Below are 25,639 nucleotides of genomic sequence, written 5' to 3'. Positions count from 1 at the left end.
TAGGAGGCCGGGTTCGGGAAAGGCAGCGGGTATGACCGGTCCGGACGTCGTCAAGCCCCACGTGCTCCGTGAGTACTCCCTCATCGCCGACGGAGAGCGCGGCGCGGTGATGGGCCCACAGGGGAACATCGCGTGGATGTGCTTCCCGGCCTGGGAGTCGCCGGCGGTCTTCGGCGGTCTGGTCGGCGGCCGTGGCCTCTACAGCGTCCACCCGGTCGACGAGTGGCGGGTGTGGGGAGGTTACTACGAGGACCGCAGCCTGATCTGGCGCAACCGGTGGGTCACGGGCGACGGCGTGGTGGAGTGCCGGGAGGCGCTCGCCGTTCCGGCCCGCCGGGACCGCGCGGTCCTCCTCCGCCGGATCGAGGCCGTCCGCGGCCCGGCCCGCGTCCGAGCGCGCCTGGATCCGCACGCCGGGTTCGGGGCGGGCGGGATGACCGGCCTGCGCGCCGAGGACGGCGTCTGGACCGCGCGCAGCGGCCCGGTACACCTGCGCTGGTGTGGCGCCGCGCGGGCCGCCGAGGACGACGGCCTGGTCCTGGAGCTCGAACTCGCCGAAGGGCAGACCCACGACCTGGTGCTCGAGCTGAGCACCGGCCGATCCGACGAGCCGCTCGACGCCGGGGACCTGTGGGCGGCGACCGAGGCCGCCTGGCTGAGGAACGTGCCGCGGTGCGATGACACGCTCGCCTCCCGTGACGCCCAGCTCGCCTACGCGGTGCTGACCGGGCTCACGAGCGAGGGTGGCGGGATGGTCGCCGCCGCGACCACCTCCCTGCCCGAGCGGATGGGGGACGACCGCAACTACGACTACCGCTACGCCTGGATCCGCGACCAGTGCTACGCCGGGCTGGCGGTGGCCGCCCACGGGGCACGGCCGGCCCTCCTGGACACGGCGGTGCGGTTCGTGGCCGAGCGGCTCCTGGCGGACGGCGACCGTCTCCGTCCGGCGTACACCGTCGCCGGAGACCCGGTGCCGGCGGAGGAGCACCACGACCTGCCGGGCTATCCCGGGTCCCGGCTCGTCACCGGCAACCGCGTCCAGGGGCAGTTCCAGCTCGACGCGTTCGGCGAGGCGCTGAACCTGTTCGCGGCCGCGGCCCACGCGGACCGCCTCACCGTGGACGCGGCCCGCGCCGCCCGCGTCGCGGTCGACGCCATCGCCCGGCACTGGCGACGGCCCGACGCCGGGATCTGGGAGACGTGCGATCGATGCTGGACGCACTCACGGCTGGCCTGCGTCGGCGGGCTGCGCGCCGCCGCGGCCGCCATCGCCGGGCGTCCGGAGATCCCCGAGTGGCTCTCGCTGGCCGAGTCGATCCTCGCGGACACCACCCGGACGAGCCTCAGCCCCTCCGGCCACTGGCGCCGCGCGCCCGACGACGACCGGATCGACGCGTCGCTGCTCATTCCCCCGGTCAGAGGCGCCCTGCCCGCCGACGACCCACGCACGATCGCCACCCTCGAGACCGTCCGCGACCGCCTGGTCGACGACGGGTTCGTCTACCGCTACCAGATCGACGAACGCCCGCTCGGCGCCGCCGAGGGCGCCTTCATGCTCTGCGGGTTCTTCCTCGCGCTGGCCGAGCACCAGCAGGGGCACACGGCCCAGGCCGTACGGCGCTTCGAGCGTCTCCGCTCCGGTTGCAGCACCACCGGCCTGTTCACCGAGGAGTACGACATCCGGCAGCGTCAGCTTCGCGCCAACCTGCCGCAGGCGTTCGTGCACGCCCTGTTCCTGGAGACCGCCACCCGCCTCGCCGCCGGTCCGCGGTGAGCCGACGCGCCCGGCAGGGCGACCGCCGGCGGGGCGACCGGCCGGTCAGTCCCAGGCGCGGGTCTCGGTCACGAGCGGCTCGCCGCCGGCGTCGGTGAACGCCTTGAGGGCTCCGACCAGCCCCGCCCGCTGCTCGGCGGGCATCGCGGCGACGATGGCCGCGATCTCGTCCCGGCGCCGGGCGGTGACCTCGTCGACGACGCGACTGCCGTCATCGGTCAACCGCAGCAGGACCTCACGGCGGCTCGCCGGATTGACGCGCCGGTCGATCAGCCCCGCGGCCACCAGGCGCTCCACCATCCGCATCGCGGTCGAGGGATTGACCCCCAGATGATCGGCCAGGGTCACCAGCTTGGTCTCCTCATGGGTGGCCAGCACCACGAGCAGGCGGAACTGCGGCAGCGTCACCTGGTCCCGCACGGCCGTGAGCGATCGCAGCGAGATGCCCACCAGCAGACGCGACGCGGTGAGGACCGCGGAGGTCACCGCATCGATGTCGTCCTCCGGCACCTGTCCCAGGCTCACGGATTCGATCGCGCGTTCCACCATGTCTCTGTTCTACCCGGCGCGCCGACCGGACGGCACCGGTTGCCTTGAACCGTGATCGCGTAGCGGCCCGACCCGCAGACCGGCCGAGCGGCACCGGGCCACCAGTTCGGGCAGCGCGCCCAGGGCCGAGCGCCACGCGCCCGGGGCCGAGGTGTCGTCGCAGTCGTGCAGCAGGATCGTCGCCCCGCCGCGGAGGTCCGGGGAGAGCGTCGCCAGGACCGAGGCCGGGCTCGCCGAGCGGGTCCAGTCCCTCCCCCACGCCGTCCACAGCACGGGCCGCAGGCCGCGCCGGCGGGCCGCCGCCAGCGCCTCCGCGCTGAGCACGCCGTACGGCGGCCGGTACCAGACCGGTTCGACGCCGGTGACGTCGGCGACGAGGTCGGCGGCCCGGCGGATCTCCCCGGTGACCCGGCCCGGGCGGGTCAGCAGCGTGTACCGGTGCCGCCAGCCGTGCACGGCGATCTCGTGGCCGTCCGCGACGATGCGCCGGCCCACGTCCGGATGCCGCGCGAGGGTCTCCCCGACGACGAAGAAGGTGGCGCGGCAGTCCAGCCTCCGCAGCTCGTCGAGGAAGCGCGGCGTCGAGTCCGGGTCGGGGCCGTCGTCGAACGTCAGCGCGACGTGGTCACGGTGGCCCTCTCCGGCCAGGCCCGGCAGGCGGCGGCGCACGACGGTCAGCCGGCTCGCGGCCGGCGCGGCGTGCACGAGGGCCAGCCCGGCCATGCCCAGCGTCAGCGTGGTCCGTGACATCGATCCGAGCGTACGCGGCGGGGTCGGCACGGAGTACGGACGCGGCCGCGCCGAGACGAACGGCGGACCGATCCTAAGGCGTGTCGTGGACGTTGCGTGGCCACCCGCCGGGCCGAGGAGCCCGTGTCAGGGCGTGTCGTACGGAGGACGGCAGCGGATCGCCCGCAGGTCGCCCCGGAGAGTGCAGTGGCCGGCGGCGTACGGGACGAGCAGCGTCTGGCCGGAGCGGACCGCGAGCGGGCCGCCGTGCTCGGCCTCCAGCACCCCGGAGCCGTCCGTGATCACGACCACCGAGAAGGCCGGGTCGAGCACGCCGACCGGATCCGGGTGGACGCGCTCGGCGGCGAAGAACGGGTCGGCCGCCGCGGAGAACAGCCGGTCGACCCCGGGACGGATGCCGCGGCCCGCGCGGCCGGCGCCGCGCAGCGCGTCGATCCGCCGGTCGTCCCACGCGGAACGGTCCACGCACGCCAGCGCCGCGTCGTAGCCGAGCCCCAGGTGACCGGCCTCGGCGTCGACGTCATAGCCCTCCCACTCGAGCAGGACCGAGAAGTCGGTCGGCTCCTGGACCTCCACCAGCAGGATGTCCGCGCCGATGGCGTGCGGAAGGCCCGCCGGGCAGACGATGGCGTCGCCCGGGCGGACGGGGATCCGGTTGGTGGCGGCCAGCAGGTCGCCGGTCCGCTGCTCGACCACCCACCGGCGGAGTTCCCCGGCGTCGACGTCCCGCCGGAACCCGAGGTGCACGGCCGCGTCCGGAGCCGCGTCGACGATCACCCATGCCTCGGTCTTGCCGTACGGCGAGGCCAGGTGGGCGGTGGCGTACCCGCGGTCCGGATGCACGTGGACCGGGAGGCGCTCGCCCGCGTCGAGGAGCTTGACGAGGATGGCCGGGTCGGCGCCGTGGCGGGCGAGGTGCGCCGGGCCGAGCCAGGCCTCCGGGTCCTCCGCGACGGCCGTGGCCAGCAGGCGCCCGTCCGGCAGCGTCGTGAGGCCGGCCGGCGCGGCCCCGTGCCGTGCGGTGACCGACCCCACCCAGTCCTCCGGGAAGTACGGGTCCCCGGCGGCGGGCGTCGGCGCGTCGCGGAACCGGCCGATGCGTCCGGCGCCTCGGTAGAACGAACGCGGCATGTTGGGCGGCAGCACGACGGGGCGCACGGGTCTCTCCTCCGGTCGGTCCGCGGCCGCCGGAGCCGGCTCCGGCGGCCGCGGTGGAACACTCGTTCGCCAGCGTGCCACGCGGGCGTCCGGCGCGGTACGGCGGGCCTCCCGGGAGCCGAAGCGCCCGACGGCGCCGGCCGAGGATCCCCCGTGGGCGAGTGACCTAGGCGAATCCGCCTGCCTGGGCGGCCCCGTCAGCGTCAGGAGCCGACGGCGCGCGCGACGTACTCCCGCTGGCGGGCCAGCTCGCGCTCGGCGACCTTCAGCGGGAAGCCGACGAAGCCGTGGGGCGCCTCCGCGACGACCTCCAGTTCGGTCGCGTTCCCGGCGGCCCGCCAGCGCGCCGCCATGAAGAGGGTGTCGTCCAGCAGCGGATCCTGGGTTCCGACGACGAACCGGGCCGGCGGCAGCCCGGAGAGGTCGGCGTACAGCGGGGACACGTCCGGGGCGCGGCGCTCCTCGAGGCTCATCCCGGGCAGGAAGTTCGCGGTGAACCACTGGATGACCGGTGTCGACAGCGCCAGGTTCCGCTCGCCCCAGTGGCGCTGGCTCGGCGTCATGGACAGGTCGTAGGCGCCGAAGGTCAGCTGGGCCGCGCGGAAGGCGCCCGCCGCCTCGCCCAGCCGGAGCAGGGTGACGGCGGCGAGGTGGGCGCCGGCCGACTCGCCGCCGATGACGAGCCGCTCGGCGCCGAACTCCGGGCCGGCGGCGCCGATGAGCCAGCGTGCGGCGTCCTCACAGTCGTCCGGGCCGTTCGGATAGGGATGCTCGGGGGCGAGCCGGTAGTCGACGCTGACCACGGCGACACCGGTCTCGGTGGCGAGCCGCCACAGCATGGGGTCCTGTGAGTCGGCCGTGCCGAGGGTCCAGCCGCCTCCGTGGAAGTGCAGGTAGACGCCTCGCACCTCGGGGGGCGTGAACACCCGGACCGGGATCGGACCGGCGCGCCCGGGGATCGTACGATCGCGGCCTTCGGCGAGCCTCCCCGGCGGGGCGAGCGGTCCTTCTCCGCGAGCGCGGGCCGCCCGGGACGCCGGCGGATCGTCGACCTCGTGCAGTTGCGGGGCGGCGGCGTACAGGGCGGCGAGCTCGTCGTTGAACGCGCGGGTCTCCTCCGCGACGTCCGTTCCTGTGGTGACCAGCATGCGGCCATCGTCCCGCAACCCGCCCGAACGTCGGATCGTCGGCCCCCTCAAGCACCGGCAAACGGGGAAACGGAGTACGCCCCGGTACGAGGCACGGTGCGGGAAAGCCTCCGGGCGAACGGCAAAACCTGCCTCACGCCAGGTGACCGATTCAAGCAGGATGTCCAGTGAGCGGCGGTTTGCACGGGTAGCCCGTTCATATCGGTCCATGGACGCGTCAGCGTCCGGCGAGGAGGTCCACTCATGAACCCTTTTCGGCACGCGCACTGATCGTCGCCGCGGTCACGATCGCACTCGGAAGCCCGGCGAGCGGAGCGTTCGCCGCCTCGGCGATCTCTGCCGGGATCCCATCGGCGCCCCGGGCGTCCGACCCCGCTCCGCAGACGCGGGCCGACCTGGCACAGGCGATGCGCGGTGAGGCCTTCGCCAACGCCTCGTACCGGCTGTACGCCGAGCAGGCCCGGCGGGAGGGGCTGCCGTCCGTGGCGCGTCTCTTCGAGCGCACGGCCGACACCGAGCTGAACGAGCACTTCCCGACCACGGCCAGGCTGAGCGGCCAGGTGAAGGGCGACGCGGCCAACCTGCGCGACGCGATCGCCGGCGAGCGCTACGAGTCCCGGCAGATGTACCCCGGCTTCGCCCGCGAGGCCCAGAGCGCCGGCGAGACCGCCGCGGCCGACCGCTTCCGGGAGATCGCCGGCGATGAGGCGAAACACGCTCGCGCCTTCAACACGGCACTCCGCGTCGTCGAGTCCCGGTCCCGGCTCGGGAGGGTCCCCGCGGCGCCGAGCGTGCGGCCGGTCGAGGTCCCGGCCGGTCCGCCCATGGTCCGTGCGCAACGGACCAAGGAGAACCTGGACACCGCACTGCACGGGGAGGCGCTGGCGTACGCCAAGTACCGGCTGTACGGGCAGCACGCCGCCCGCCCCGACGTCGCGCGGCTGTTCAAGGGCACCGGCGACGTCGAGTTGCGCGAGCACCTGCCCGAGTCGGCGCGACTGGCCGGGCTCGTCGGCACGACGCATGAGAACCTGACCAAGGCGATCGCCGGTGAACGGTACGAGTCGCAGACGATGTACCCGACCTTCGCCGAGCGCGCCAGGGCCGCGGGCGACACTGAGGCGGCCCGGTCCTTCGAGCACAACGCCAAGGACGAGGCACGGCACGCCCGTTCCTTCGAGCGGGCCCGCGACCGGCTGTCGGAGTCCTGACGAAGAGGTCACGACCGTACGGTGTCCTGTTCCGGGCCGGGTTCCGCCCGCCGTCTCCGCGCGGAGGGCGGAACCCGGCCCGCGACGTCGCCGGCGGCCCGGCCCGGATGGAGCCTCCGGTCGAGGCGTACGGCGGCGTAGCCGAGGCTCGACAGGGCGAGGACGACCGCCAGCTCCGGGCCGGTCAGCGGCCGGGTGCCGAGCAGGTCGCGGAGAGCGGGGAGATAGAGCCCCGCCACCTGCAGGGCCAGCGCCGCCGCGATGGCCGCCGGCAGCATCGGGTTCGCCCGGCTGCGGAGCCGGGAGCGGGAGCCGAGGGCGACGCCGAGCTGGGTGGCTCCGAGCGTGAAGAACGCCATGCTCTGCCACGGACGCCCCGCGTGGTGCGCCCAGACGGCGACGCCCAGGGTGACGGCGCCGACGACCACGGCGATCCGGATGACGCGCAGCCACAGTCCCGCGCCGAGGATGCTCTGGCCCGGTGGCCGGGGCGGGCGGGTCATGTCGCCGGGACGCGCGGGCTCGCCGCCGAGGGCGACCCCGGGCAGTCCGTGGGTGAGCAGGTTGATCCACAGAATCTGGGCCGGCAGGAGCGGAAGCGCCAATCCGAGGAACGGGCCGACGAGCATGACGGCGATCTCGGCCGCGCCGCCGGACAGCGCGTAGATCAGGAACCGCCGGATGTTGGCGTACACGCGCCGGCCCTCTTCGACGGCGGCGACCACGGTGCCGAGCGCGTCGTCGGCCAGTACGAGGTCGGCGGCCTGGCGGGCGACCTCGGTGCCGCGCCGCCCCATGGCCACGCCGATGTCGGCGCGGCGCAGCGCCGGTCCGTCGTTGACGCCGTCACCGGTCATCGCCACGATCTGCCCGTCCGCGCGCAGCGCCTGGACGATCCGGAGCTTGTGCTGCGGGGTGGCCCGTGCGAACACCCCGACGCGGCCCACCTCCTCGTCGTCCAGGTCGGCGCCGTCCAGGGCCCGGCACTCGGGCCGGCCGTCCGCGGCGTCCAGGATGCCCAGTTCGGCGGCGACGGCGACCGCGGTGCCGGGGTGGTCACCGGTGATGAGGATCGGCCTGATTCCGGCGCGGCGGCAGGCGGCGATGGTGCCGGCGGCGGCCGTACGCGGTGGATCGAGAATGGCGACGAGGCCGAGCAGGTGGAGGCCCTGTTCGAGTTCGTCCCCCGGTCGCTCGCGATCGGCCCGCGCCACGGCGAGCACCCGGAAGCCCTCCCCTGCGAGTTCGTCGGCCCGGCCGGCGGCCGCGGCGAGCAGCCCCGGGTCGTCGGCCAGCACCGACGGGCGCAGCAGCGACTCGGGCGCTCCCTTGCAGATCACGCGGAGCCGGCCGTCGGGCAGGCGGTGGGCGGTGCTCATGCGCTTGCGCTCACTGTCGAAGGGCTGCTCGGCGACTCGGGGCAGCCGGGCGTTCAGCTCCTCCCGGTCCAGTCCCAGTTTGGCCGCGGCGGCCAGCAGCGCGGCCTCCGTCGGGTCGCCGAGGGCCTCCCACTCCCCGTCGGAGGCCTGAGGCGGGGCGAGTCTGGCGTCATTGCACAGCGCCGCCGCCGACAGCAGGGCGGTCACCGCCTCACCGCCCGCCGGCCCCGGCCCTTCCGCGCCGGGAATCTCGGTGGCACGGGCGACGACGATCCTCGGCGTCGACGGCGGCTCAGGACCCCCGGCCGGCAGGATCTCCCCCAGGGGTGCGTATCCGGAGCCGGTGATCGTCGCTTCGCCGGCAGGCGTCCAGAGCCTCCGGGCGACCATCCGGCCCTCGGTCAGCGTGCCGGTCTTGTCCGTGGCGAGCACGGTCACCGATCCCAGCGTCTCCACGGCAGGCAGCCGGCGCACGAGGGCGTGACGCGCGGCCATCCGGCGGGCGCCCAGTGCCAGGCTCAGGGTCACCACCGCGGGAAGCGATTCGGGAACCGCCGCGACCACCAGGCTGATCGCGGTCACGACCATGAGCTCCACGGGTTGCCCCCGGACGAGCCCGAGCGCCAGGACCGCGGCGCACAGCACGACCGTGGCCCCGGCGAGCATCCGGCCGATGCCGACCAGGCGCCGCTGCAGCGGGGTCAGGCCACCGCCTCGGCCCATCATCCCGGCGATCCGTCCGGTCGCGCTGGCCGCGCCGACCGCCGTGACCCTGGCCCGGCCCCGGCCCTTGACCACGACGGTGCCCGCCCACAGCGATTCGTCGCCGCCGACCTCCTTGGCCACCGGCACGGACTCACCGGTGAGCGAGGACTCGTCGAGAAGCAGCGCCGCCGCTTCGACCAGCCGCGCGTCCGCCGGGACGATGTCGCCCTCCGCCGGCACCAGGAGGTCGCCGACGACGACGTCGGCGGCGGGGACCGTTTGCTGGATCCCGTCCCGGACAACCCGGGCCGTCGGCACGGTCAGCTCGGACAGCGCGGTGATCGCCCGGTCGGCACGGACCTCCTGCCCGACTCCCACGGAGGTGTTCACGACGATGACGAGGAGGATGGCCGCCGTGTCGGTCCAGTCGCCGGTGGCGATCGTCAACGCGGCGGCCGCCAGCAGCACGATGATCAACGGATCGCGCAGTTGGGCGAGAACCCGCCGCCAGAGAGGCGTCGGCGGCCGGCCCGGCAGGACGTTCGGGCCGTCGCGGCCGAGTCTTACGGCCGCCTCGTCCGACGACAGCCCTCGCTGGTCGGCTTCGATCATCTCTCCTCCGGCACCGGTCTCGACGGTCACCGCACTCTCCTCCCGGGGTACGAGCCGTGCCCGGACCACCGGCATGGCGGAGCGGCGGCGCGGCTCCGGCTGTGACCTCAACCCTCCATCGGAGACCGTCCGCGTCTCAGAGGCGTTCTCCCCGTGGAGGAGGGACCTTCGACTCCCCGCCGCGGGGGGCTGGGCCGATCAGGCCGACGGACGATCACCTCGTACAACGGCGATCGCGGTGTTCAGACGGTGGCCGGCGCCGACGCGAGATCCATCAGTACGCCTCCGTGCGCTGAGCGGACGCCCGCAGGAGACGCGCCCGGTCGATGCGTTCCCCTTCGTCCAGTGCCAGTTCCACGGCGCTCAGCCCGGTGGTCAGCCGTGGGATCCAGCGCCGTTCCAGGGCGCGGACCCGCCGGCGCGTGGCGGCGATCTCACCGGCCACGACGCGCTCGGCCGCCCGCGCGGCCGCGTAGCGGGCGGCGGCCACCACCGCGGCACGGCACGCGTCGCGGGCTTCGACGAGCGCGGCCGAGCAGGGCGGCGCGTCCGGGAACGCGGGAAGGACGCAGACAGCCTGCTCCGGGTAACGGGTGCCCATCGCCTGTCTCCACGTGATGGTGACGTCCGCGAGGCCCGGCGCCGGGGACAGCGATCGACGGCCGCCGGCCAGGGCCGCGCGCAGCAGCCAGGTGTCGGCCCGCCGGCATGCCGTCGTCCACTCCGCCTCCGCCCGGTCGGCTTGCAGCGCGAGCCGTTCGTGCTCCCGGTGAAGGATGCGCAGCTTCCGTTCCAGCAGGTCGTGCCCGCGTTCGGCGATGTCGATGCGCCGGCGCAGCCAGAGCCGTCCGGCGCGGCCGGGAGGGATGCGGTACGGGGACGTCACACGGCCTCCCGGTGTCGCGCGTCGAGAACGTCCCCCGCGATCATCGTCAGTTCGCGGCGCGGCAGCACGGCGAGCGCCCGCCAGACGCGGTCGACGGTCTCGGTCAGGGTGCGGCACTCGTCCGTGCGCTGCGCCACGACGTGGTCGAGGAACGCCCGTTCGAAGTCGAGATGACGCCGGTCGATGTCGCCGAGGGCGGCCTCTCCGACCAGTTCGGCGAGCTCACGGGCCTGCCGGGCGCGGGCGAGCGCGGCCAGGCACTGCGCGGCGAGGTCGAGGTGCGCCGGGGTGACGCCCGCGCGCATCATCCGGGACAGCGACGACAGCGCGTCGACCGGCGGCCGGACCGGGACGTCCGGGCTAAGGACGATCTGCCCTTCGGTGATGTACCCGGTGAGGTCGGGGACCGGATGGGTCATGTCACGCGCGGGCATGGTCAGCACCGGCACGACGGTCACCGACCCCGGCATGCCGCGCACGCGGCCGCAGCGCTCGTACAGCGAGGCCAGGTCGCTGTAGAGGTATCCGGGGTACGCCCGCCGGGCCGGGATCTCACCGCGCGCCACCGAGACCTCGCGCAGCGCCTCGCAGTAGCCGAGCATGTCCGCCATGACGACCAGGACGTGCCGCCCGCCGGTGAAGGCCAGGTGCTCGGCGATGGTCAGCGCCAGGCGCGGCGTGAGCACCCGTTCGATGACGGGGTCGTCGGCCAGGTTGAGCAGCAGGGCGAGTTCTCCGGCGGCCGAGCGCTCCTCCAGCGCGTCACGTACGGTCGCGGCGTCGGCGTGAGTGAGGCCCATCGCGGCGAACACGACGCTGAACGGCGCGCCGCCCGCGTTCGCCTGCGCGCCGATCTGGGCGGCCAGTTCGAGGTGCGGCAGCCCGGCGGAGGAGAAGATCGCGATCTTCTGTCCCCGGACCAGGGTGGTCAGCGCGTCGATCGCCGACACCCCCGTGAGCACGGGGTCGGCCGGAGGCAGCCGGCGGGTCGGGTTCAGCGGAGCCCCGGAGACGGGCGCGGTCGTGGTCCCGAACACGGGCGGGCCGCCGTCCCGGGGCTCTCCGCGCCCGTCGCAGACCCGGCCGAGCCAGCCGTCGCCGACCGGGATGCGCAGCGGGCCGCCGGTGAACGTCACGCGGGTGCCGCCGGTCGTCATCGCGGCGGTGCCCTCCAGCACCTGGACCAGCGCGATGTCCTCATGGACCTCCAGGACCAGGCCGTGGCGCTCCTCGCCGGAGGCCGACCGGATCCGGGCGAACTCGTCCCAGCCGACGCCGGACGTCCGCCGTACGACGATGAGCGGGCCGCGCAGCGCCGCGATGTCGGTGTACTCCAGGTCAGGGCGCACCGGGCACCCCCTCCGCCCGGGCACGTACGGTCTCCGGGTCGGGCGCGTCGTCCTTGGCGCGCAGGACCGGGGAGAAGTCGCTCTGCTCGATCCGGCCGGCCGGGACGCCGCGGGCGGCGAGTTCCTCGCAGCGGCCGATGACGCCCAGGACCGCGTCGGTGAGCGCGATCGTCCGCTCCGCGTCGCAGAACGCGTCCGCGGGGCTGAGCGCGCTCTGCTGCAGGACGCCCTCGCGCAGGAGGCGTCCGGCCAGCAGCGCGACCCGCTCGCGGGCCGGCAGGGCGGCCGCGCCGACGAGTTCGGCGAGGAGCGCCAGCCGGTCGGCCTCGGCCAGCAGAGAGGCCACCCTCGCGCGGCGCTCGCCCCAGCCCGACCGTCCCTCACGGGCGTGCCACCCGGCGATCGCCTCGGCGTCACGGGCGAACGACGCGCTCCAGGAGACGGCCGGGTAGTGCCGGGCGTACGCCAGGTCGCGGTCCAGCGTCCAGAGGCATCGCACGAACCGCTGCGTGTGGGCGGTGACCGGCTCGGTCATGTCCCCGCCGGGTGGGGACACCGCGCCGATGACCGTCACCGAGCCGGTGCGCCCGCCGAGCGTCGTGACCCGGCCCGCCCTCTCGTAGAAGGCGGCCAGCGCGGAGGCCAGGTCGGCGGGGTACCCCTCCTCGGCGGGCATCGCCCCGCTGCGGGAGGCGAACTCGCGCCGCGCCTCGGCCCAGCGGGAGGTGGAGTCGGCGATGACGACGGCGTCGTGTCCCATGGAGCGGAAGTGCTCGGCCACGGTCACGCCCGTGTAGATGCTCGCCTCCCTCGCCATCATCGGCATGTTCGAGGTGTTGGCGATCACCACGGTGCGGTCGGCGAGGCGTCCGCCGGTCCGGGGATCGGCCAGCTCCGCGAGAGCCGCGACCACCTCGGCCATCTCGTTCCCGCGCTCCCCGCAGCCGACGTACACGACGACGTCGGCGTCGCACCACTTGGCGATCTGCTGCAGGAGCACGGTCTTGCCCGTGCCGAATCCTCCGGGCACCGCTACGGTGCCGCCCCGGGAGACCGGCAGCAGCAGGTCGACGACCCGCTGTCTCGTCACCAGGGGAACGACCTCCTCCAGCCGATCGCGGTAGGGCATGGGGCGCCGGACGGGCCACCGGCGCAGCAGCGTGACGTCGCGCCCGCCGACGCGGCCCACGGGCTCGCCGGGGCCGACCGGCCCGGCCGGCCGGATCGCGCCGACCCTGCCCGCCGCCGGTGCGAGCACCAGGTAGGACGGCGCGCCGGCCGTCTCCACCTCGCCCAGCGGCGTCTCCAGGTCCACGGCGTCCCCGGCCGCGACCAGCGGGGCGAACCGCCACTCCCGGCCACCGGAGGGCGTACGCGCGCCGGTCAGCCAGACGTCGGCGCCGGACAGCGGGCGCAGCAGCCCGTCGAAGACCCCGCCCAGGAGGTGCGGGCCCAGGTCGGCCGACAGCGGCCGGCCGTACGCCGTGGCCGGATCACCGGGGCGCAGACCACCGGTGTACTCGTACGCCTGGACGGTCGCCCGGTCTCCCCGGATCTCGACCACCTCCCCCGGCACGCGGACGGGCCCCAGCCCGACGAGCTCGAACATCGCGAGTCCGGGCAGGCCGGCCACCTCCACGAGAGGGCCGTTGACCCGTGTCAGGGCGCCCACAGCCGTTCCACCTCCGCGCCCAGGGCCTCGAACGCGCGGTCGGTGAGGGCGGACGGTGAGCAGTCGACGAGCGTGCCGTCCCCGCGCGCGACGACGCCGCCGCCGGCCCCCGGGGCGATGTCCGCGCCCGCGCCGGCCAGGTGACGGGCGAGCGTCCGCAGCCGCTCGGCGAGCGCCGGATCGTCCCGCAGCAGGGCGGAGACGGCCGCTCGCACCTGCGCGCGCAGCCGTTCGCAGGCTTCTTGGCGGGCGCGGAGCACGATCGCCCGCGCCTCGCGCCGGGCCCGGGTGAGATCCTCGGCGGCGAGCGCCGCGCCCTCCGCGGCCCCGGCGGCCCGCGCCTCGGCCAGCAGCGCGTCCGCCTCCGCCCGTGCCCGCCCGACCGTGGCGGCGGCCTCGGCCGCGGCCTCCGCGCGGATCCGATCGGCGTCCCGCCGCGCCGTCCGGAGGAGGTACCGGGCGACCGGACCGGTGCCGGGCAGGGGCTCCCGCCGGCCCGGGCGCGTCGCGTCGTCCTCTTCCACCGTCGTCCCGGTCACGGGGGGATCACCCCCGTCCGGTGCCATGTCACACCTTCCCCAGCAGGAGGATCGCGACGACCAGACCGTAGATGGCGATCCCCTCCGCCAGGCCCACGATCACGATCGCCCGGCCGAACAGCTCCGGCCGCTCGCTCATGGCGGCGAGCGCCGCCGACCCGGTGTAGGCCACCGCGATCCCCGCCCCCACGCACGATCCGGCGACCGCGACGGCCGCGCCGAGCAACGCCGCCCAGCTCCCGGCCGGAGCCGCCGGCCGGGCCGCCGCCGACGCCGGCCCGGCCGCCAGCGCCGCCGCCGTGACGGCGAGGGCGCCCGCGGCCATGACGACGTTCACGGCGACCAGCAGACGGAGCGCCCACCGTCCCCGGCGGCGGAACAGCCGGGTCACGACGGCGCCACCGGCGATCACCGGGAGGGCGATGATCCAGGCGGACATGGGGTGACCTCCTCGGTGACGATCGGGATGTGCCAGGGCCGGAACGGCCGTCCCTGGACCTGGAACACCTTGGAGAACAGCTCGTAGTACTCCAACCGCAGGGCCTGGACGGCCACCACGACGCCCTCGAGCGTGAAGGCGAGCAGGTTCCCCGCGGCGAACACGATGACGGCGGCGAGCGCGCCGGCGCCGGGCGCGTGCCACAGGGCGCGGCTCGTGTTCCAGACGATCAGGCCGACCGCCGCGTGCGCGAGGCCGAAGGCCGCCAGCCGGGTGAAGGACGCGACGTTCGAGCCGAGCCCCAGAACGGTGTGGAAGACCTCCATCACCGCCTCGACGACGCCGCTCTCCCCGGCGAATCCCGCGAAGATCAGCGCCAGCCCCGCCGACGCGACGGCGGCTCCGAGCAGGACCGGCCAGGTCGCCCCGGCGTACCAGCCCCCGGCGATAAGTCCGAGGCCGGCCGGCAGACCCGCGCCGGCGATCCCGGTGGGCGCGTACAGACCGGCCCGCCAGCCGCCCTCCCGGACGCGGTTGACGGCGCCCAGGAGCGCCGCGCCCATGAGAAGGACCGCGCCGACGCCCACCGCCGCGGCGAGCAGCGGAACCGGCCGGTCGAGCGGCCGCAGCCAGATCGCCGGGACCAGGCCGGTCGGGCCGAAGAACTCGCCGTACAGCAGACCGAAGCCGATCCCGGCCAGGCCCGCGCCCGCCGCCAGGGGCCAGGCCGCGCGAAACCGGGCGAGAGGGCGCAGGCGGCGCAGCGCGAACGCCACGGCCAGCAGCATCAGGCCGTGGCCGACGTCGCCGAACATCATCCCGAACATCAGCAGGTACGCGCCGACCGCGGCCGGAGTCGGGTCGACGTCCCGGTACGGGACCGTGCCGTACGTCTCGACGAGCGGCGTCAGCGATCCCCGGAGCCCCTCGGCGCGCAGGAGTGAGGGAACGTCCGCGCCGGGCGGCCGGGACAGCACGACCACTCCCCCGCCGACGGGCGCGAGCCGGCCGGCCATGCCCCGCACCGCGGTCGCCGGCGCCCATCCGGTCAGCGCGGACAGGCCGCTGTGGACGGCGGCGGCACGGGCGCGTTCGTCGAGGCGCGCCTCACCGAGGAGGACCGCGGGCCGCGCGGCGCCGGGCGGTGGCCGCGGCGACAGCGCCGCGTCCGGATCGGGAGGCGCGGACCTGCCGTCGAACTCGACGACGCCCGCGTCCGCGACGCGGACGAGCACGTCCCGCAGCGCCTCGGTCGGCGCGACGATCGCGATCCGCTCCATCCGGACCGGGCGCAGGGCCTCACCCAGCGAAGGCATCGAACGCCTCCACCGAGCCGCCGCGCGCGGCCAGTTCGAGCGCGGCGCGCACCCGCCGGGCATCCGCCGCCAGGAGGGCGACCGCGCCGAGCACCGGCTCTGGGCCGTGACCAGCGCCCGCCAGCAGGTCCGCGGCGTCCCGCTCGACCCGGGTCCACCACCGCGCCTCCGCCGCCCAGAGGTCGTGCTCACCGGCGACGCCCCGCAACGCCCAGGCCGCGTCGCCGGGCAGCCGGCGCGACAGTTCGGCCAGGCCGCCGGCCCGCTCGGCGGCTCTCCCGAGGAGACCGGCCGGCGACACCGGCAGTGTCCTGTCGGCCGGCGACACCGGCAATGCTCCGCCGGCCGGCGACACCGGCAGTGTCCCGTCGGCCGGCGGCACCGGCGCGGTCGCGCCGGTCAGGAACCGTTCGCGGGCCACGAGCAGCGCGAGGGCACCGGCCGCCCATGGCCGCGCGTCCGCCGACACGGCCGCGACCCGCCGGGCCCAGGAGATCCGCATGCCCAGCCGGACCGACCGGCCATCGCTCCCGCCCGGATCGCCCCACGGCGAGGCGGCGAGCGCGGCGCGCAGGTCGGCCGCGCTCCGGAGGCCGGGCCGGACCGTCGCCAGCGCGCCCATGTCGAAGGCGGGCCCGCCGAGGAGACGCGCCTCGACGTCGGCGATCTCGAACCAGCCGGCCAGCACCCGCAGGAGCGCCGCGCCCCGGGGCGGCAGCCACCCCGCCAGAACCCGCAGATGCCACAGCAGGGTGGCCGCCACCGCGTGCTGCGCCGCGAGGACGTCCTGCCCCTCGCGCACGTCGCGGCCGTACGGCGTCGCGGCCAGCAGCCGGAGGGCGTCGCCCAGATTCGGGCGGCCGGCGATGCGGCGCGCGATGCCCGGCGTCCGCCGCCGGGCCACCAGCGCCCTGGCCCGGACGCTCCCCGCGACCCAGGCTGCGCTCATCCCCCGGTCATCGCCTTGACCATCTCGACGGCCCGGGTCACCAGCGCGGGCAGCCGCTCGTCGGCGCGATCCCGGATCGTCGCCGCGCGCCGCTCGGCGTCGGCGACGATCACATCGCGCTCGGTCGCCGCGGATCGTCCCGCCGTCACGGACGCGACCGCCCGCTCGGCCTGTGCTCGCGCCCTCGCGGCGCCGAGCAGGGCCGTGGCCTCCTCGCCGGCGCGGCGCCGAACGTCGTGTGCCGCGCGCTCGGCGGCGTCGCGGATCTCCCGGCACTCCGCCTGCACCGGTTCCATGGCCGCGAAGACGCCGGCCAGCTCGGCCCGGTCTTCGGCGGCCCGGTCGGCGGGCACGCCCGCGCGCGCGGCGGCGGGAACCCCGGTCGGCCTGAATCGTTCCAGGAAACCGCGCAGCCTCCCCATGCCCACATCCTCAGGGTGGCCGGGTCGCGCGCGGCAGGGTCGCATGGGACCGGCTTTCGGGACTTTCGCCCTGGTAAGGGACCGAAGTCCCCGGACACGCGGGAAGTTCGTCCCTACGGCCCGGCCGGGGATTCGCCTGGAGTGAAGAGGCGGGCCGAAGTCAGGCGCAGGGCCGAAGAGGGGTGAGACGGGTGCGGACCGATCAATGCGTGCTCGGCGGCGACATCGCGGCGATCATCTTCGGGGTCGACGGTGTCGTCCTCGACACGGCCCGGGCGGCGGCCGCCGCCTGGAAGTCGGTGCTGGACCCGTTCCTGCGCTCTCACGCCACGGGGCGGGAGGCGGGCTTCCGGCCGTTCGAGGTCCGTGCGGACTATCTGCGGTACTTCCACGGCCGGCCACGATCCGGCGGGGTGCGCGAGTTCCTCGCCTCCCGGGGGCCGGCACCGCCGGCCGAGATCGTCCTCGACCTGGTCGAGCGCCAGGAGAGGCTGTTCCTCACCGAGATCCGCCGGCACGGGATCGCGCCCTTCGCCTCGACGGTCGATCTCATTCGCGCGGCGCGCCGCCACCGGCTGCGGACGGCCGCGATCTCCGTCGACCGGTACGCCTCCGAGCTGCTCACCAGCGCCGGCGTCGCGGACATGTTCGACGTACGGCTGGACGGCCTGGACGCGCCGGGCACCGGCCTGCCCGGCCACCTCGAACCCTGCCTGCTCATCGAGGCGGCGTTGCGGATGAGAACGCCTCCGGCGCGGACCGCCGTCATCGAGCAGTCGCCGGACGGCGTGGCCGCCGGACGGCACGGCGGCTTCGGGTTCGTCGTGGGGGTCGACCGCGTCGGCCGGGGCGCCGCACTCCGCGCGTACGGCGCCGACGTGGTGATCGAGGATCTCACGCAGGTGACGCTGCTCAGGACCCCCGCCCTGATCGGACGCCATTAGCGCGGGCGGTTCAGCGGGCGGCCGGTACGACGGCCAGCGGGCAGTGGGCGTGGTGCAGCAGCCCGTGGCTCACCGACCCCAGGAGCAGGCCGGTGAAGCCTCCCCTGCCCCGGGTGCCGACCACGAGGAGGTCGGCCCGTGCCGACGCGCCGCCGAGGATCCGCACCGGTCGGCCGTGCTCGACGTCGAAGACGACCTCGACTTCGGGGAACTTGTCCCGCCAGGTGGCCAGCGACGCCTCCACCAGGCGCAGCTCCTCCTCCGCGACGAGCCTCGGGTCGTACACCAGCGGGCGCATGTCCCCCGGGCCGCTCGACGCGGGGTAGGTCCAGACGTGGACGGCGCGCAGCCGGGCCTCGCGCAGCGCGGCCTCCTCGAACGCGAACCCGACGGCCGGCTCGCTGACCGCCGATCCCTCCACTCCGACCACGATCTCCCGCCGCACCACGGGCTCCAGGTCGCGCACGACCACGGTGGGCACCTTCGCGTGCGTGACGACCTGCAACGTGCTCGAACCCAGCAGCAGGCCCGTCGCGGCTCCCATGCCGTGGCCGCCCAGCACGACCATCGCCGAGTCACCCGCCCTCTCCAGGAGGACGCGCGCGACCTGACCGGGTGCGGTCTCCGCACGGACGGCGACGCCGGGGGCACGCTCGCGCGCGACGGCCTCCGCCCTGGCCAGCAGCTCCTTGCCGCCGGCCAGCAGCAGTTCCCGCACGCCGCCGACCCTCGGATCGACCGGAGTGTCGTACATCCACTCCGCCTCGGCGTGCACGATCCGCAGGGGCAGAGCCCTGCGCTCCGCCTCCTCGGCCGCCCACTCGACCGCCCGGAGACTCTGGTCCGACCCATCGGCGCCGACGACGATCTCGCGCATGACCATCCTTCCCCCAGAAAACGGATCCCGGCCGTGTCCGCTCCCATCGCATCCGCCGGTGACGACGGCCGCCAGGGGCCGAAGGTCCTGGAACGACGGGCGGTCCGCCTCTCGTACGCGGGATTCCGGGCGGCTGGGATGAATGCAGATGAGCGGGAGGAGGCGGGCCGTGGGGGCGTGGCTGCTCCGCTACGACGGCGTCGACCCGGACGGGGAGCGGCTGCGGGAGTCGCTGTGCACGCTCGGCAACGGCTATTTCGCGACGCGGGGCGCGGCTCCCGAGGCGACCGCCGATGCCGTGCATCACCCGGGGACCTACGTCGCCGGCTGCTACGACCGGCTGACATCGACGGTCGCCGGCCGTACGACGACCAACGAGGACCTGGTCAACGCGCCGAACTGGCTGCCGTTGACGTTCCGTGCCGGGGACGGCGAGTGGTTCGGTTCCGGCTCCGCCGGGCTGCTCGACCACCGGCAGGAGCTCGATCTGCGCCGCGGCGTGCTCACCCGGCGCCTGCGTCATCGGGACGCGGCGGGGCGGGACACCGCGGTCGAGCAGCAGCGCCTGGTCTCCATGGACGATCCGCACCTGGCGGCGTTGCGCACCGTGATCCGGGCGGAGAACTGGAGCGGCACGCTGGAGATCCGCTCGGGCCTGGACGGGCGGGTGCGCAATGACGGCGTGGCCCGCTACCGCGGGCTGGCCGACGCCCACCTGGTGATCCGTTCGACCGGCACGGACCGTGACGTGATCTGGCTGGAGGCGGAGACCGTCACCTCGGCCGTGCGGATCGCCGAGGCCGCCCGCACGACCGTGACCGGCGCGGCCGTGATCCGCCGGGAGACGCGGGGCGAGCCCGGACGGATCGCGCATCACCTCACCGTGACGCTGCGCCGGGGGGACGCGGTGATCGTGGAGAAGGTCGTCGCACTGCACACCTCACGGGACCGCGCCACCGACGGGACCCTGGCGGCGGCCCGGTCGCGCGCCGAGCGGGCGCCCGCCTTCGCGGAGCTGTGCGAACGGCACGTCCTGGCCTGGGACCACCTGTGGCGCCGGGCACGCCTCGACGTCGGGCGGAGCGCGGCACAGCGGACCGTCAACCTGCACATGTTCCACCTGCTGCAGACGGTCTCCCCGCACACGGTGGGCCTCGACGTCGGCGTACCCGCCCGCGGGCTGCACGGCGAGGCCTACCGCGGGCACGTCTTCTGGGACGAGTTGTTCGTGCTGCCCTTCCTCGGCCTCCGCTTCCCGGACGTCGTCCGTGCCCTGCTCCTCTACCGCTGGCACCGGCTGCCGGCGGCGCGCGAAGCGGCCCGCGAGGCGGGGTACGCGGGGGCGATGTACCCCTGGCAGAGCGGCGGCGACGGCCGGGACGAGACGCCGCGCACGCACTTCAACCCCCGCTCCGGCCGGTGGCTGCCGGACAACTCCCGGCTGCAGCGGCACGTCGGCCTGGCCGTCGCCTTCAACATCTGGCAGTACTACGAGGCGACGGGCGACCTGGAGTTCCTGTCCTCCCATGGCGCGGAGATGCTGCTGGAGATCGCCCGCTTCTGGGCGGACCTGGCGACCTTCGACGCGTCCTCGGGCCGGTACGACATCAGGGGCGTCATGGGGCCGGACGAGTATCACGACGCCCTTCCCGGCGCGGCCGCCCCCGGGCTGACCAACAACGCCTACACCAACGTCATGGCCGCCTGGACGCTGTGCCGCGCGCTCGACGTGCTGGCCCTGCTGCCGTCCGAGCGCCGGGCCGAGCTCCTCGAACGCCTCGGTCTCGAGCCCGCGGAGATCGCCCGTCTGGAGGACGTGAGCCGGCGGCTGCGCGTGCCCTTCCACGCCGACGGCGTCATCAGCCAGTTCGAGGGGTACGAGGAGCTCGCGGAGTTCGACTGGGCTGGCTATCGGGCGAAATATGGTGACATCCGGAGGCTCGACCGCATCCTCGAGGCTGAGGGCGACACGCCCAACCGGTACAAGGCTTCCAAGCAGGCCGACGTGCTGATGCTGTTCTACCTGCTGTCCGCCGACGAGCTGACCGCCCTGCTGGACCGGCTCGGCTACCGCCTCGACCGCGCGGCCATCCCGAGGACGGTCCGGTACTACCTCGGGCGCACCTCGCACGGCTCGACGCTCAGCGCGGTCGTGCACGCCTGGGTCCTCGCCCGGTCCGACCGGGCCGCGTCCTGGCGGTTCTTCCTCGAGGCCCTGGACGGCGACCTGCACGACGTCCAGGGCGGCACGACGGGTGAGGGCGTCCACCTGGGCGCCATGGCCGGCACGCTGGACCTGGCGCAGCGCTGCTACACCGGACTGGAGCCGCGCGGCGACGTGCTGCGCCTGAACCCGCGCCTGCCTCCGGGCCTGCCCGGCCTCGGCATGGAACTGCGCTACCGCGGCCACTGGGGCATCCGGCTCGACGCGGATCACCGGGGCGTCCGGGTCGGGTTGCGCCGATCGGCGCAACCGCCGATCCGGATGGTCGTGGACGGCGGCCCGGTCACCACGATCCCGGCGGGACGGACCGTCTGGTTCGCCACCTCCGCCCCGGCCGGCGAGCACGCGGCCGGTGAGCGGACCGCGGGAACCGGGTGATGCCCGGACGGCACGCCGACACCCGCCAGAATGGGGTCTTCGTCGTTCGGACCATGGCGGGGCGTTGATATGACGGACGGTAAGACCATTTCTCAGCCGCGGGTGGGTTTCGTCGGGCTCGGTGACATCGGTGAGCCGATGGCCTACCGGATCATCGAGGCAGGTTTCCCGGTGACACTGTGGGCCAGGCGCGAGGCGAGCCTGCGCCCGTTCGAGGGGACCTCTTTCCGGCGGGCCGAGACCTTGGCCGAGCTGGGCCGCGACAGCGAGGTGGTCGGGGTCTGCGTCTTCGGCGAGGACGATGTCAGCGAGGTGGTCCTGGGCGAGGGTGGCATCCTGAGCGGGATGGCCGCCGGCGGTGTCATCATGGTCCACTCGACCGTGTCGGTGGAGTTCGTCGTCGACCTGGCACACCGGTGCGCCTCTCATGGCGTCACCGTCATGGACATACCGATCAGCGGTTTTCGGGCGCGCGCCGTATCGGGGGAGCTCACGGTCATGGCGGGTGGCCCGGCGCCGACGTTCGAAGCCGTACGCCCGGTGCTCGACACGTTCGGCACGCACGTCGTGCGCCTGGGGCCGATCGGCAGCGGCCTGAAGATGAAGGCACTCAACCAGGCTCTCCTCGGCGCGAACTTCACCTCCGCCGCGCTGGCCCTGCACACCGGCCGCCGGTTGGGCCTCGATCGAGCCGCGACCGAGACCGTGTTGAGCTCGGCGAGCGGTGGCAGTTTCGGCCTGAACCTGCTGGTCGGCCGGATCTTGCCGGACCCGCAGTTCGCCGAGCTGGCGTACAAGATCCTTCTCAAGGATCTCGGTGTTTTCGAGGCGATCTGTCGCGCCGCCGATGTGGACGCCGCGGAGCTGAGGAGCTTCGCCGCTCAGGCCGTGGCGTTGATCACCCGGCTTCACGAGGGCCGATGAGCGAAGCGTCGGCACACCGACGGCGTTCCAGGGTCCCGGGAAAGCCGAGTTCGCGGTGACGCCCGGACCGTACGCCGTCACGGCCGGTCCCGGGCCCGTTCAGCCAGCGGAACCGTCCCGGTCCGGCCCGCCCGCCGCGCGCCGAGGCCGCGTCTCGTCGGCGAGCGCGGCGATCCGGTGGGCCACCTCCGTGACGGCGCGGCGCACCGGCGGGGTCAGGCCGGAGCCGAAGCCGAACTCCACGCCCTCGATGCCGTAGACGCGAAGGTCACCGGGCACCCGGTCGAGGACCCGCCCGAGCTCCGCGGCCAGGTCGATGCCGAGACCGTGGCAGCTGGTGTCGGCATGCGATCCGGCGGGAAGGTCGGTGGCCTCGTGCACGTAGCCCGGCCCGCGCGCGGGCGACACCGCGTCCACCACCACGGCGAGGTCCGCGCCGGCCCACAGCTCCATGAGCCAGACGGGCTCGCCGTCGCACGTCACAAGCCGTACGTCCGGCGGGCAGCGGCCGTGCAGCTCGCGGATCACCGCCGGGCCGGCTCCGTCATCCCGGCGCAGTTCGTTGCCCACCCCGATGACGATCATGATCTGACGACCTTCAGGTCGAGGAAGTGCGCCGCGCAGGAGATGCACGGGTCGTAGCTGCGGATCGTCCGTTCGCACGCCGAGGTGAGCGCCTCGTCGTCCAGATCGAGGCGCTCCTGAACCAGGTGGCGCAGGTCCTCCTCGATCGCCGCCTGGTTCTGCGAGGTCGGCGGCACGATCCGGGCCGAGGTCAGCAGGCCGTCGGCGCCGATGTCGTAGCGGTGGAACAGCAGGCCGCGCGGCGCCTCGGTCGCGCCGTGCCCGCGGCCCTTCCGTGGCGGCACCGGGACGGACGGCGGCGGGGGCTCGTAGGACGCGATGATGCGCAGGGCCTCCTCGATCGCGTGGACGATCTCGACGGCGCGTACGACGATGCTCTGGAACGGATTCCGGCACTCGCGGCCGAGCCCGGCGTCGGCGGCGGCCTCGTGGGCCAGCGGGGAGAGGCGGTCGCGGTTCAGCGCGAACCGCGCCAGCGGCCCGGTGAGGTACCGGCCGCCGTGCACCAGCCGGGAGTGCAGGGCGGTCGAGTGCGGGACCTGGTACTCGACGACCTCGTCCTCGAAGTCCGCGACCTCGAACGACGCGCCCGTCGTGGTCCGGGGCGTGCCGCGCTCGAGCGGGTACTCCTCACCGGTCAGGGCCAGGAACTCATGGTCGAACGTCAGGTCGGGGAAGTCGAAGGCCGCCGCCCAGCGCACCGTGGCCAGCGCGTCCTCCAGGGCCCGGCCGAGCATCGGCACGAGTCCCCGCAGCTCCCGTGGCGTGGGCACCCGGTGAAAGCCGCCGATCCGTACGTTGACGGGGTGGATCGGGCGGCCGCCGAGCCGGTCGAGGATCATGTTGCCGGTCTTCTTCAGCTCGAGGCCGCGCTCGATCAGCGGCCGGTAGGCGCGGGCCATCTCGACCGCGCTCGGATAGCCGAGGAAGTCCGGGGCGTGGAGCAGATAGATGTGCAGGGCATGACTCTGGATCCACTCCCCGCAGTACAGCAGCCGCCGCAGGTCGCCCAGCGGCCCGTCGACCGCGACGCCGCACGCCGACTCGATGGCCCGGCAGGCGCTCATCTGGTAGGCGACGGGACAGATGCCGCAGATCCGCGAGGTGATGTCCGGCGGTTCGGTGTACGCGCGGCCGCGGAGGAACGCCTCGAAGAAGCGCGGCGGTTCGTAGATGTTCAACCCGATCTGCTCGACGCGGTCCCCCGTGACCTGGACGCGCATCGCGCCCTCGCCCTCCACCCGCGCCAGGGCGCCGATGTTCAGGATCCGCTCATGCCGGTGGGTCATCGGACACCTCCGTGAACGCCGTGACGTTGAACGTGGAGAACGCGCGGTCGATCTCGGGGCGCGACATGCCGATGTCGCCGAGCCAGGTCTTCAGCGAGCCGGTGTTGGGCCGGGCCGAGGGGCCGAAGCAGCCGTAGCAGCCGCGCCCGTAGGCGGGGCAGATGGCCCCGCAGCCGGTGTGCGTGACCGGCCCCAGGCAAGGGGTGCCGTGCGCGACCATGACACAGACGTTCCCGCGCATCTTGCACTCGAAGCAGACCGGATGGTTCGGGATGCCGGGGCTGCGCCCGGCCAGGAAGGCGGACAGCACCTCGAGGAGCTGCCCCCGGTCGATCGGGCAGCCGCGCAGCTCGAAGTCGACCGGCACGTGGGCCGAGATCGGCGTGGACTCGGCGAGCGTGGCGACGTACTCGGGCCGGGCGTACACCACCGACCGGAACTCCTCGATGTCGGCGAAGTTCCGGAGCGCCTGGATGCCGCCGGCGGTGGCGCAGGCGCCGATCGTGACGAGCCGCCGGGACATCCGCCTGACCTCCTTGATCTTCTCGGCGTCGGCCGGGGTCGAGATCGAGCCCTCGACCAGCGACACGTCGTACGGGCCGTCCGTCACGGCGCTCGACGCCTCGAGGAAGTGCGCGATCTCGATCTCGCCCGCCAGCGTCAGCAGCTCGTCCTCGCAGTCCAGGAGGGTGAGCTGGCAGCCGTCGCAGGAGGCGAACTTCCACACGGCGAGCTTCGGGGCCATCTACCGCTCCTTCACCAGAAGCTCCGTGGCGACGTCCCGGTAGGCCACGACCGGGCCGTCGCGGCAGACGAGCCGGGGGCCGAGCTGGCAGTGGCCGCACCATCCGACGCCGCAGCGCATATTGCGTTCGAGGGAGATCCGCACGTCGGTCAGGCCCCTGGCCTCCAGCGCCTCCGCGGTGAACCGCATCATGACCTCCGGACCGCAGATGAAGGCCGTGGCGTTCGGCGGGTCGGCACAGGCCAGGCTCACGAGCGAGGTGATCAGCCCGACGTTCCCGCGCCAGCCGTCGCCGGCACGGTCGACCGTCACCTCGACCCGCGCGCCACGCTCGCGCCACCCGTCGAATTCGGCGCGGTAGATCAGGTCCGCCGGGGTACGGGCGCCGATGAGGACGGTGATCGCGCCGTAGGACGCGCGCCGCCGCAGCGCGTACAGGATGGCGGGACGCAGCGGCGCGAGCCCGATCCCGCCCCCGGCGAAGACCAGGTCCCGGCCGACGGCGTCCTCGACGCCCCACCCGACGCCGTACGGCCCGCGGACGCCGATCATCCGGCCGGGCCCGCTTCCGGCCAGCGCGCGGCTGACCGCGCCGACGTCGCGGACCGTCTGCTCCATGACCGTGCCGGTACGGCTGACGGAGATGGGCGCCTCCCCGACGCCGTACGCGTACATCATCGTGAACTGGCCGGGCCGTACGGGCGGGATCGGCTCGCCGCACGGCCGCAGGACGAGCGTCGCCGTGTCGCGGGTCTCCTCCCGGCGTTCGGTCACCCGGTACGGGACCGGGGTCATGGCCGTCATCCGTCGTC

General features: G+C 74.6%; 23 protein-coding genes. 5 read left to right on the top strand and 18 right to left on the bottom strand.

What is annotated here, in order from left to right:
* The first annotated feature begins 31 nt into the window (after window positions 1-31).
* The gene (locus NE234_RS19510) at window positions 32-1,777 is read left to right on the top strand and encodes a glycoside hydrolase family 15 protein (RefSeq protein WP_252781883.1); all 1,746 of its coding nucleotides are present in this window, start codon (window positions 32-34) and stop codon (window positions 1,775-1,777) included.
* Between the two features lie 45 nt (window positions 1,778-1,822).
* Here the strand turns inward: NE234_RS19510 and NE234_RS19505 are convergent, their stop codons facing one another.
* The 4 genes from NE234_RS19505 to NE234_RS19490 form a co-directional block, all read right to left on the bottom strand.
* Window positions 1,823-2,326, bottom strand: coding sequence for a MarR family winged helix-turn-helix transcriptional regulator (locus NE234_RS19505; protein ID WP_252781882.1), 504 nt, complete (start codon window positions 2,324-2,326; stop codon window positions 1,823-1,825).
* Between the two features lie 9 nt (window positions 2,327-2,335).
* Window positions 2,336-3,076, bottom strand: a complete 741-nt coding sequence (locus NE234_RS19500) for a polysaccharide deacetylase family protein (protein WP_252781881.1) — start codon at window positions 3,074-3,076, stop codon at window positions 2,336-2,338.
* Between the two features lie 126 nt (window positions 3,077-3,202).
* Window positions 3,203-4,234 (bottom strand): class I mannose-6-phosphate isomerase, encoded by a 1,032-nt coding sequence (locus NE234_RS19495; RefSeq protein WP_252781880.1) that lies wholly within the window; start codon window positions 4,232-4,234, stop codon window positions 3,203-3,205.
* 203 nt (window positions 4,235-4,437) lie between these two features.
* Window positions 4,438-5,382 (bottom strand): alpha/beta hydrolase, encoded by a 945-nt coding sequence (locus NE234_RS19490; protein WP_252781879.1) that lies wholly within the window; start codon window positions 5,380-5,382, stop codon window positions 4,438-4,440.
* Window positions 5,383-5,789: 407 nt separating this feature from the next.
* On the opposite strand from NE234_RS19490, the gene NE234_RS19485 reads away from it, so the two are divergent.
* A complete protein-coding gene (locus NE234_RS19485) occupies window positions 5,790-6,593 on the top strand; it encodes a rubrerythrin family protein (RefSeq protein ID WP_252781878.1) in 804 nt (267 codons plus the stop codon).
* Window positions 6,594-6,601: 8 nt separating this feature from the next.
* On the opposite strand, the gene NE234_RS19480 is transcribed toward NE234_RS19485, so the two are convergent.
* From NE234_RS19480 to NE234_RS19440, 9 genes are all read right to left on the bottom strand, one after another.
* Window positions 6,602-9,319 carry a cation-translocating P-type ATPase gene (locus NE234_RS19480; protein ID WP_252781877.1) on the bottom strand — a complete coding sequence of 906 codons (2,718 nt, stop codon included), beginning with the start codon at window positions 9,317-9,319 and terminating at the stop codon, window positions 6,602-6,604.
* Between the two features lie 244 nt (window positions 9,320-9,563).
* On the bottom strand, window positions 9,564-10,175 hold the full coding sequence (locus NE234_RS19475; protein WP_252781876.1) for a V-type ATP synthase subunit D: 612 nt from the start codon (window positions 10,173-10,175) through the stop codon (window positions 9,564-9,566).
* The gene (locus NE234_RS19470; protein WP_252781875.1) at window positions 10,172-11,524 is read right to left on the bottom strand and encodes a V-type ATP synthase subunit B; all 1,353 of its coding nucleotides are present in this window, start codon (window positions 11,522-11,524) and stop codon (window positions 10,172-10,174) included. The genes NE234_RS19475 and NE234_RS19470 overlap by 4 nt, the downstream gene beginning before the upstream one ends.
* Entirely contained in the window at window positions 11,514-13,196 is a 1,683-nt protein-coding gene (locus NE234_RS19465; protein ID WP_252781874.1) for a V-type ATP synthase subunit A, read from the bottom strand. Before NE234_RS19465 ends, NE234_RS19470 begins: the two co-directional genes overlap by 11 nt.
* Window positions 13,184-13,762 (bottom strand): hypothetical protein, encoded by a 579-nt coding sequence (locus tag NE234_RS19460; protein ID WP_252781873.1) that lies wholly within the window; start codon window positions 13,760-13,762, stop codon window positions 13,184-13,186. Before NE234_RS19460 ends, NE234_RS19465 begins: the two co-directional genes overlap by 13 nt.
* A 1-nt stretch (window position 13,763) precedes the next feature.
* Window positions 13,764-14,174, bottom strand: a complete 411-nt coding sequence (locus NE234_RS19455) for an ATP synthase subunit C (protein ID WP_252781872.1) — start codon at window positions 14,172-14,174, stop codon at window positions 13,764-13,766.
* Window positions 14,144-15,490 (bottom strand): V-type ATPase 116kDa subunit family protein, encoded by a 1,347-nt coding sequence (locus NE234_RS19450; RefSeq protein ID WP_252781871.1) that lies wholly within the window; start codon window positions 15,488-15,490, stop codon window positions 14,144-14,146. Before NE234_RS19450 ends, NE234_RS19455 begins: the two co-directional genes overlap by 31 nt.
* Complete coding sequence (locus tag NE234_RS19445; protein WP_252781870.1) at window positions 15,474-16,439, bottom strand: hypothetical protein; 966 nt, start codon at window positions 16,437-16,439, stop codon at window positions 15,474-15,476. The genes NE234_RS19450 and NE234_RS19445 overlap by 17 nt, the downstream gene beginning before the upstream one ends.
* Entirely contained in the window at window positions 16,436-16,861 is a 426-nt protein-coding gene (locus NE234_RS19440; protein WP_252781869.1) for a hypothetical protein, read from the bottom strand. The genes NE234_RS19445 and NE234_RS19440 overlap by 4 nt, the downstream gene beginning before the upstream one ends.
* Before the next feature lie 191 nt (window positions 16,862-17,052).
* Here NE234_RS19440 and NE234_RS19435 point away from each other — a divergent pair, with 191 nt between their 5' ends.
* The gene (locus tag NE234_RS19435) at window positions 17,053-17,805 is read left to right on the top strand and encodes an HAD family hydrolase (RefSeq protein WP_252781868.1); all 753 of its coding nucleotides are present in this window, start codon (window positions 17,053-17,055) and stop codon (window positions 17,803-17,805) included.
* 10 nt (window positions 17,806-17,815) lie between these two features.
* On the opposite strand, the gene NE234_RS19430 is transcribed toward NE234_RS19435, so the two are convergent.
* A complete protein-coding gene (locus NE234_RS19430; RefSeq protein WP_252781867.1) occupies window positions 17,816-18,682 on the bottom strand; it encodes a universal stress protein in 867 nt (288 codons plus the stop codon).
* 169 nt (window positions 18,683-18,851) lie between these two features.
* Between NE234_RS19430 and NE234_RS19425 the strand changes: the two genes are divergently transcribed.
* Both NE234_RS19425 and NE234_RS19420 read left to right on the top strand, forming a co-directional pair.
* The gene (locus NE234_RS19425; protein ID WP_252781866.1) at window positions 18,852-21,284 is read left to right on the top strand and encodes a glycoside hydrolase family 65 protein; all 2,433 of its coding nucleotides are present in this window, start codon (window positions 18,852-18,854) and stop codon (window positions 21,282-21,284) included.
* 102 nt (window positions 21,285-21,386) lie between these two features.
* On the top strand, window positions 21,387-22,208 hold the full coding sequence (locus NE234_RS19420) for an NAD(P)-dependent oxidoreductase (protein ID WP_252781865.1): 822 nt from the start codon (window positions 21,387-21,389) through the stop codon (window positions 22,206-22,208).
* Between the two features lie 99 nt (window positions 22,209-22,307).
* Here the strand turns inward: NE234_RS19420 and NE234_RS19415 are convergent, their stop codons facing one another.
* Genes NE234_RS19415 through NE234_RS19400 form a run of 4 tightly spaced genes read right to left on the bottom strand, consistent with a single transcriptional unit; the run spans window position 22,308 to window position 25,631 of the window.
* Entirely contained in the window at window positions 22,308-22,793 is a 486-nt protein-coding gene (locus tag NE234_RS19415; protein ID WP_252781864.1) for a hydrogenase maturation protease, read from the bottom strand.
* Entirely contained in the window at window positions 22,790-24,082 is a 1,293-nt protein-coding gene (locus NE234_RS19410) for a Ni/Fe hydrogenase subunit alpha (RefSeq protein WP_252781863.1), read from the bottom strand. The genes NE234_RS19415 and NE234_RS19410 overlap by 4 nt, the downstream gene beginning before the upstream one ends.
* Window positions 24,066-24,827: an NADH-quinone oxidoreductase subunit B family protein gene (locus tag NE234_RS19405; RefSeq protein WP_252781862.1), complete on the bottom strand. Its 762-nt coding sequence runs from the start codon at window positions 24,825-24,827 to the stop codon at window positions 24,066-24,068. The genes NE234_RS19410 and NE234_RS19405 overlap by 17 nt, the downstream gene beginning before the upstream one ends.
* On the bottom strand, window positions 24,828-25,631 hold the full coding sequence (locus tag NE234_RS19400) for an FAD/NAD(P)-binding protein (RefSeq protein WP_252781861.1): 804 nt from the start codon (window positions 25,629-25,631) through the stop codon (window positions 24,828-24,830).
* Window positions 25,632-25,639 lie beyond the last annotated feature (8 nt).

The organism is Actinoallomurus rhizosphaericola, from assembly GCF_024055675.1.
GTDB classification, from domain to species: Bacteria; Actinomycetota; Actinomycetes; order Streptosporangiales; family Streptosporangiaceae; genus Actinoallomurus; species Actinoallomurus soli.
The sequence above is the reverse complement of the archived record's forward strand: the minus strand, read 5'-3'. Positions and strand labels throughout refer to the sequence as shown.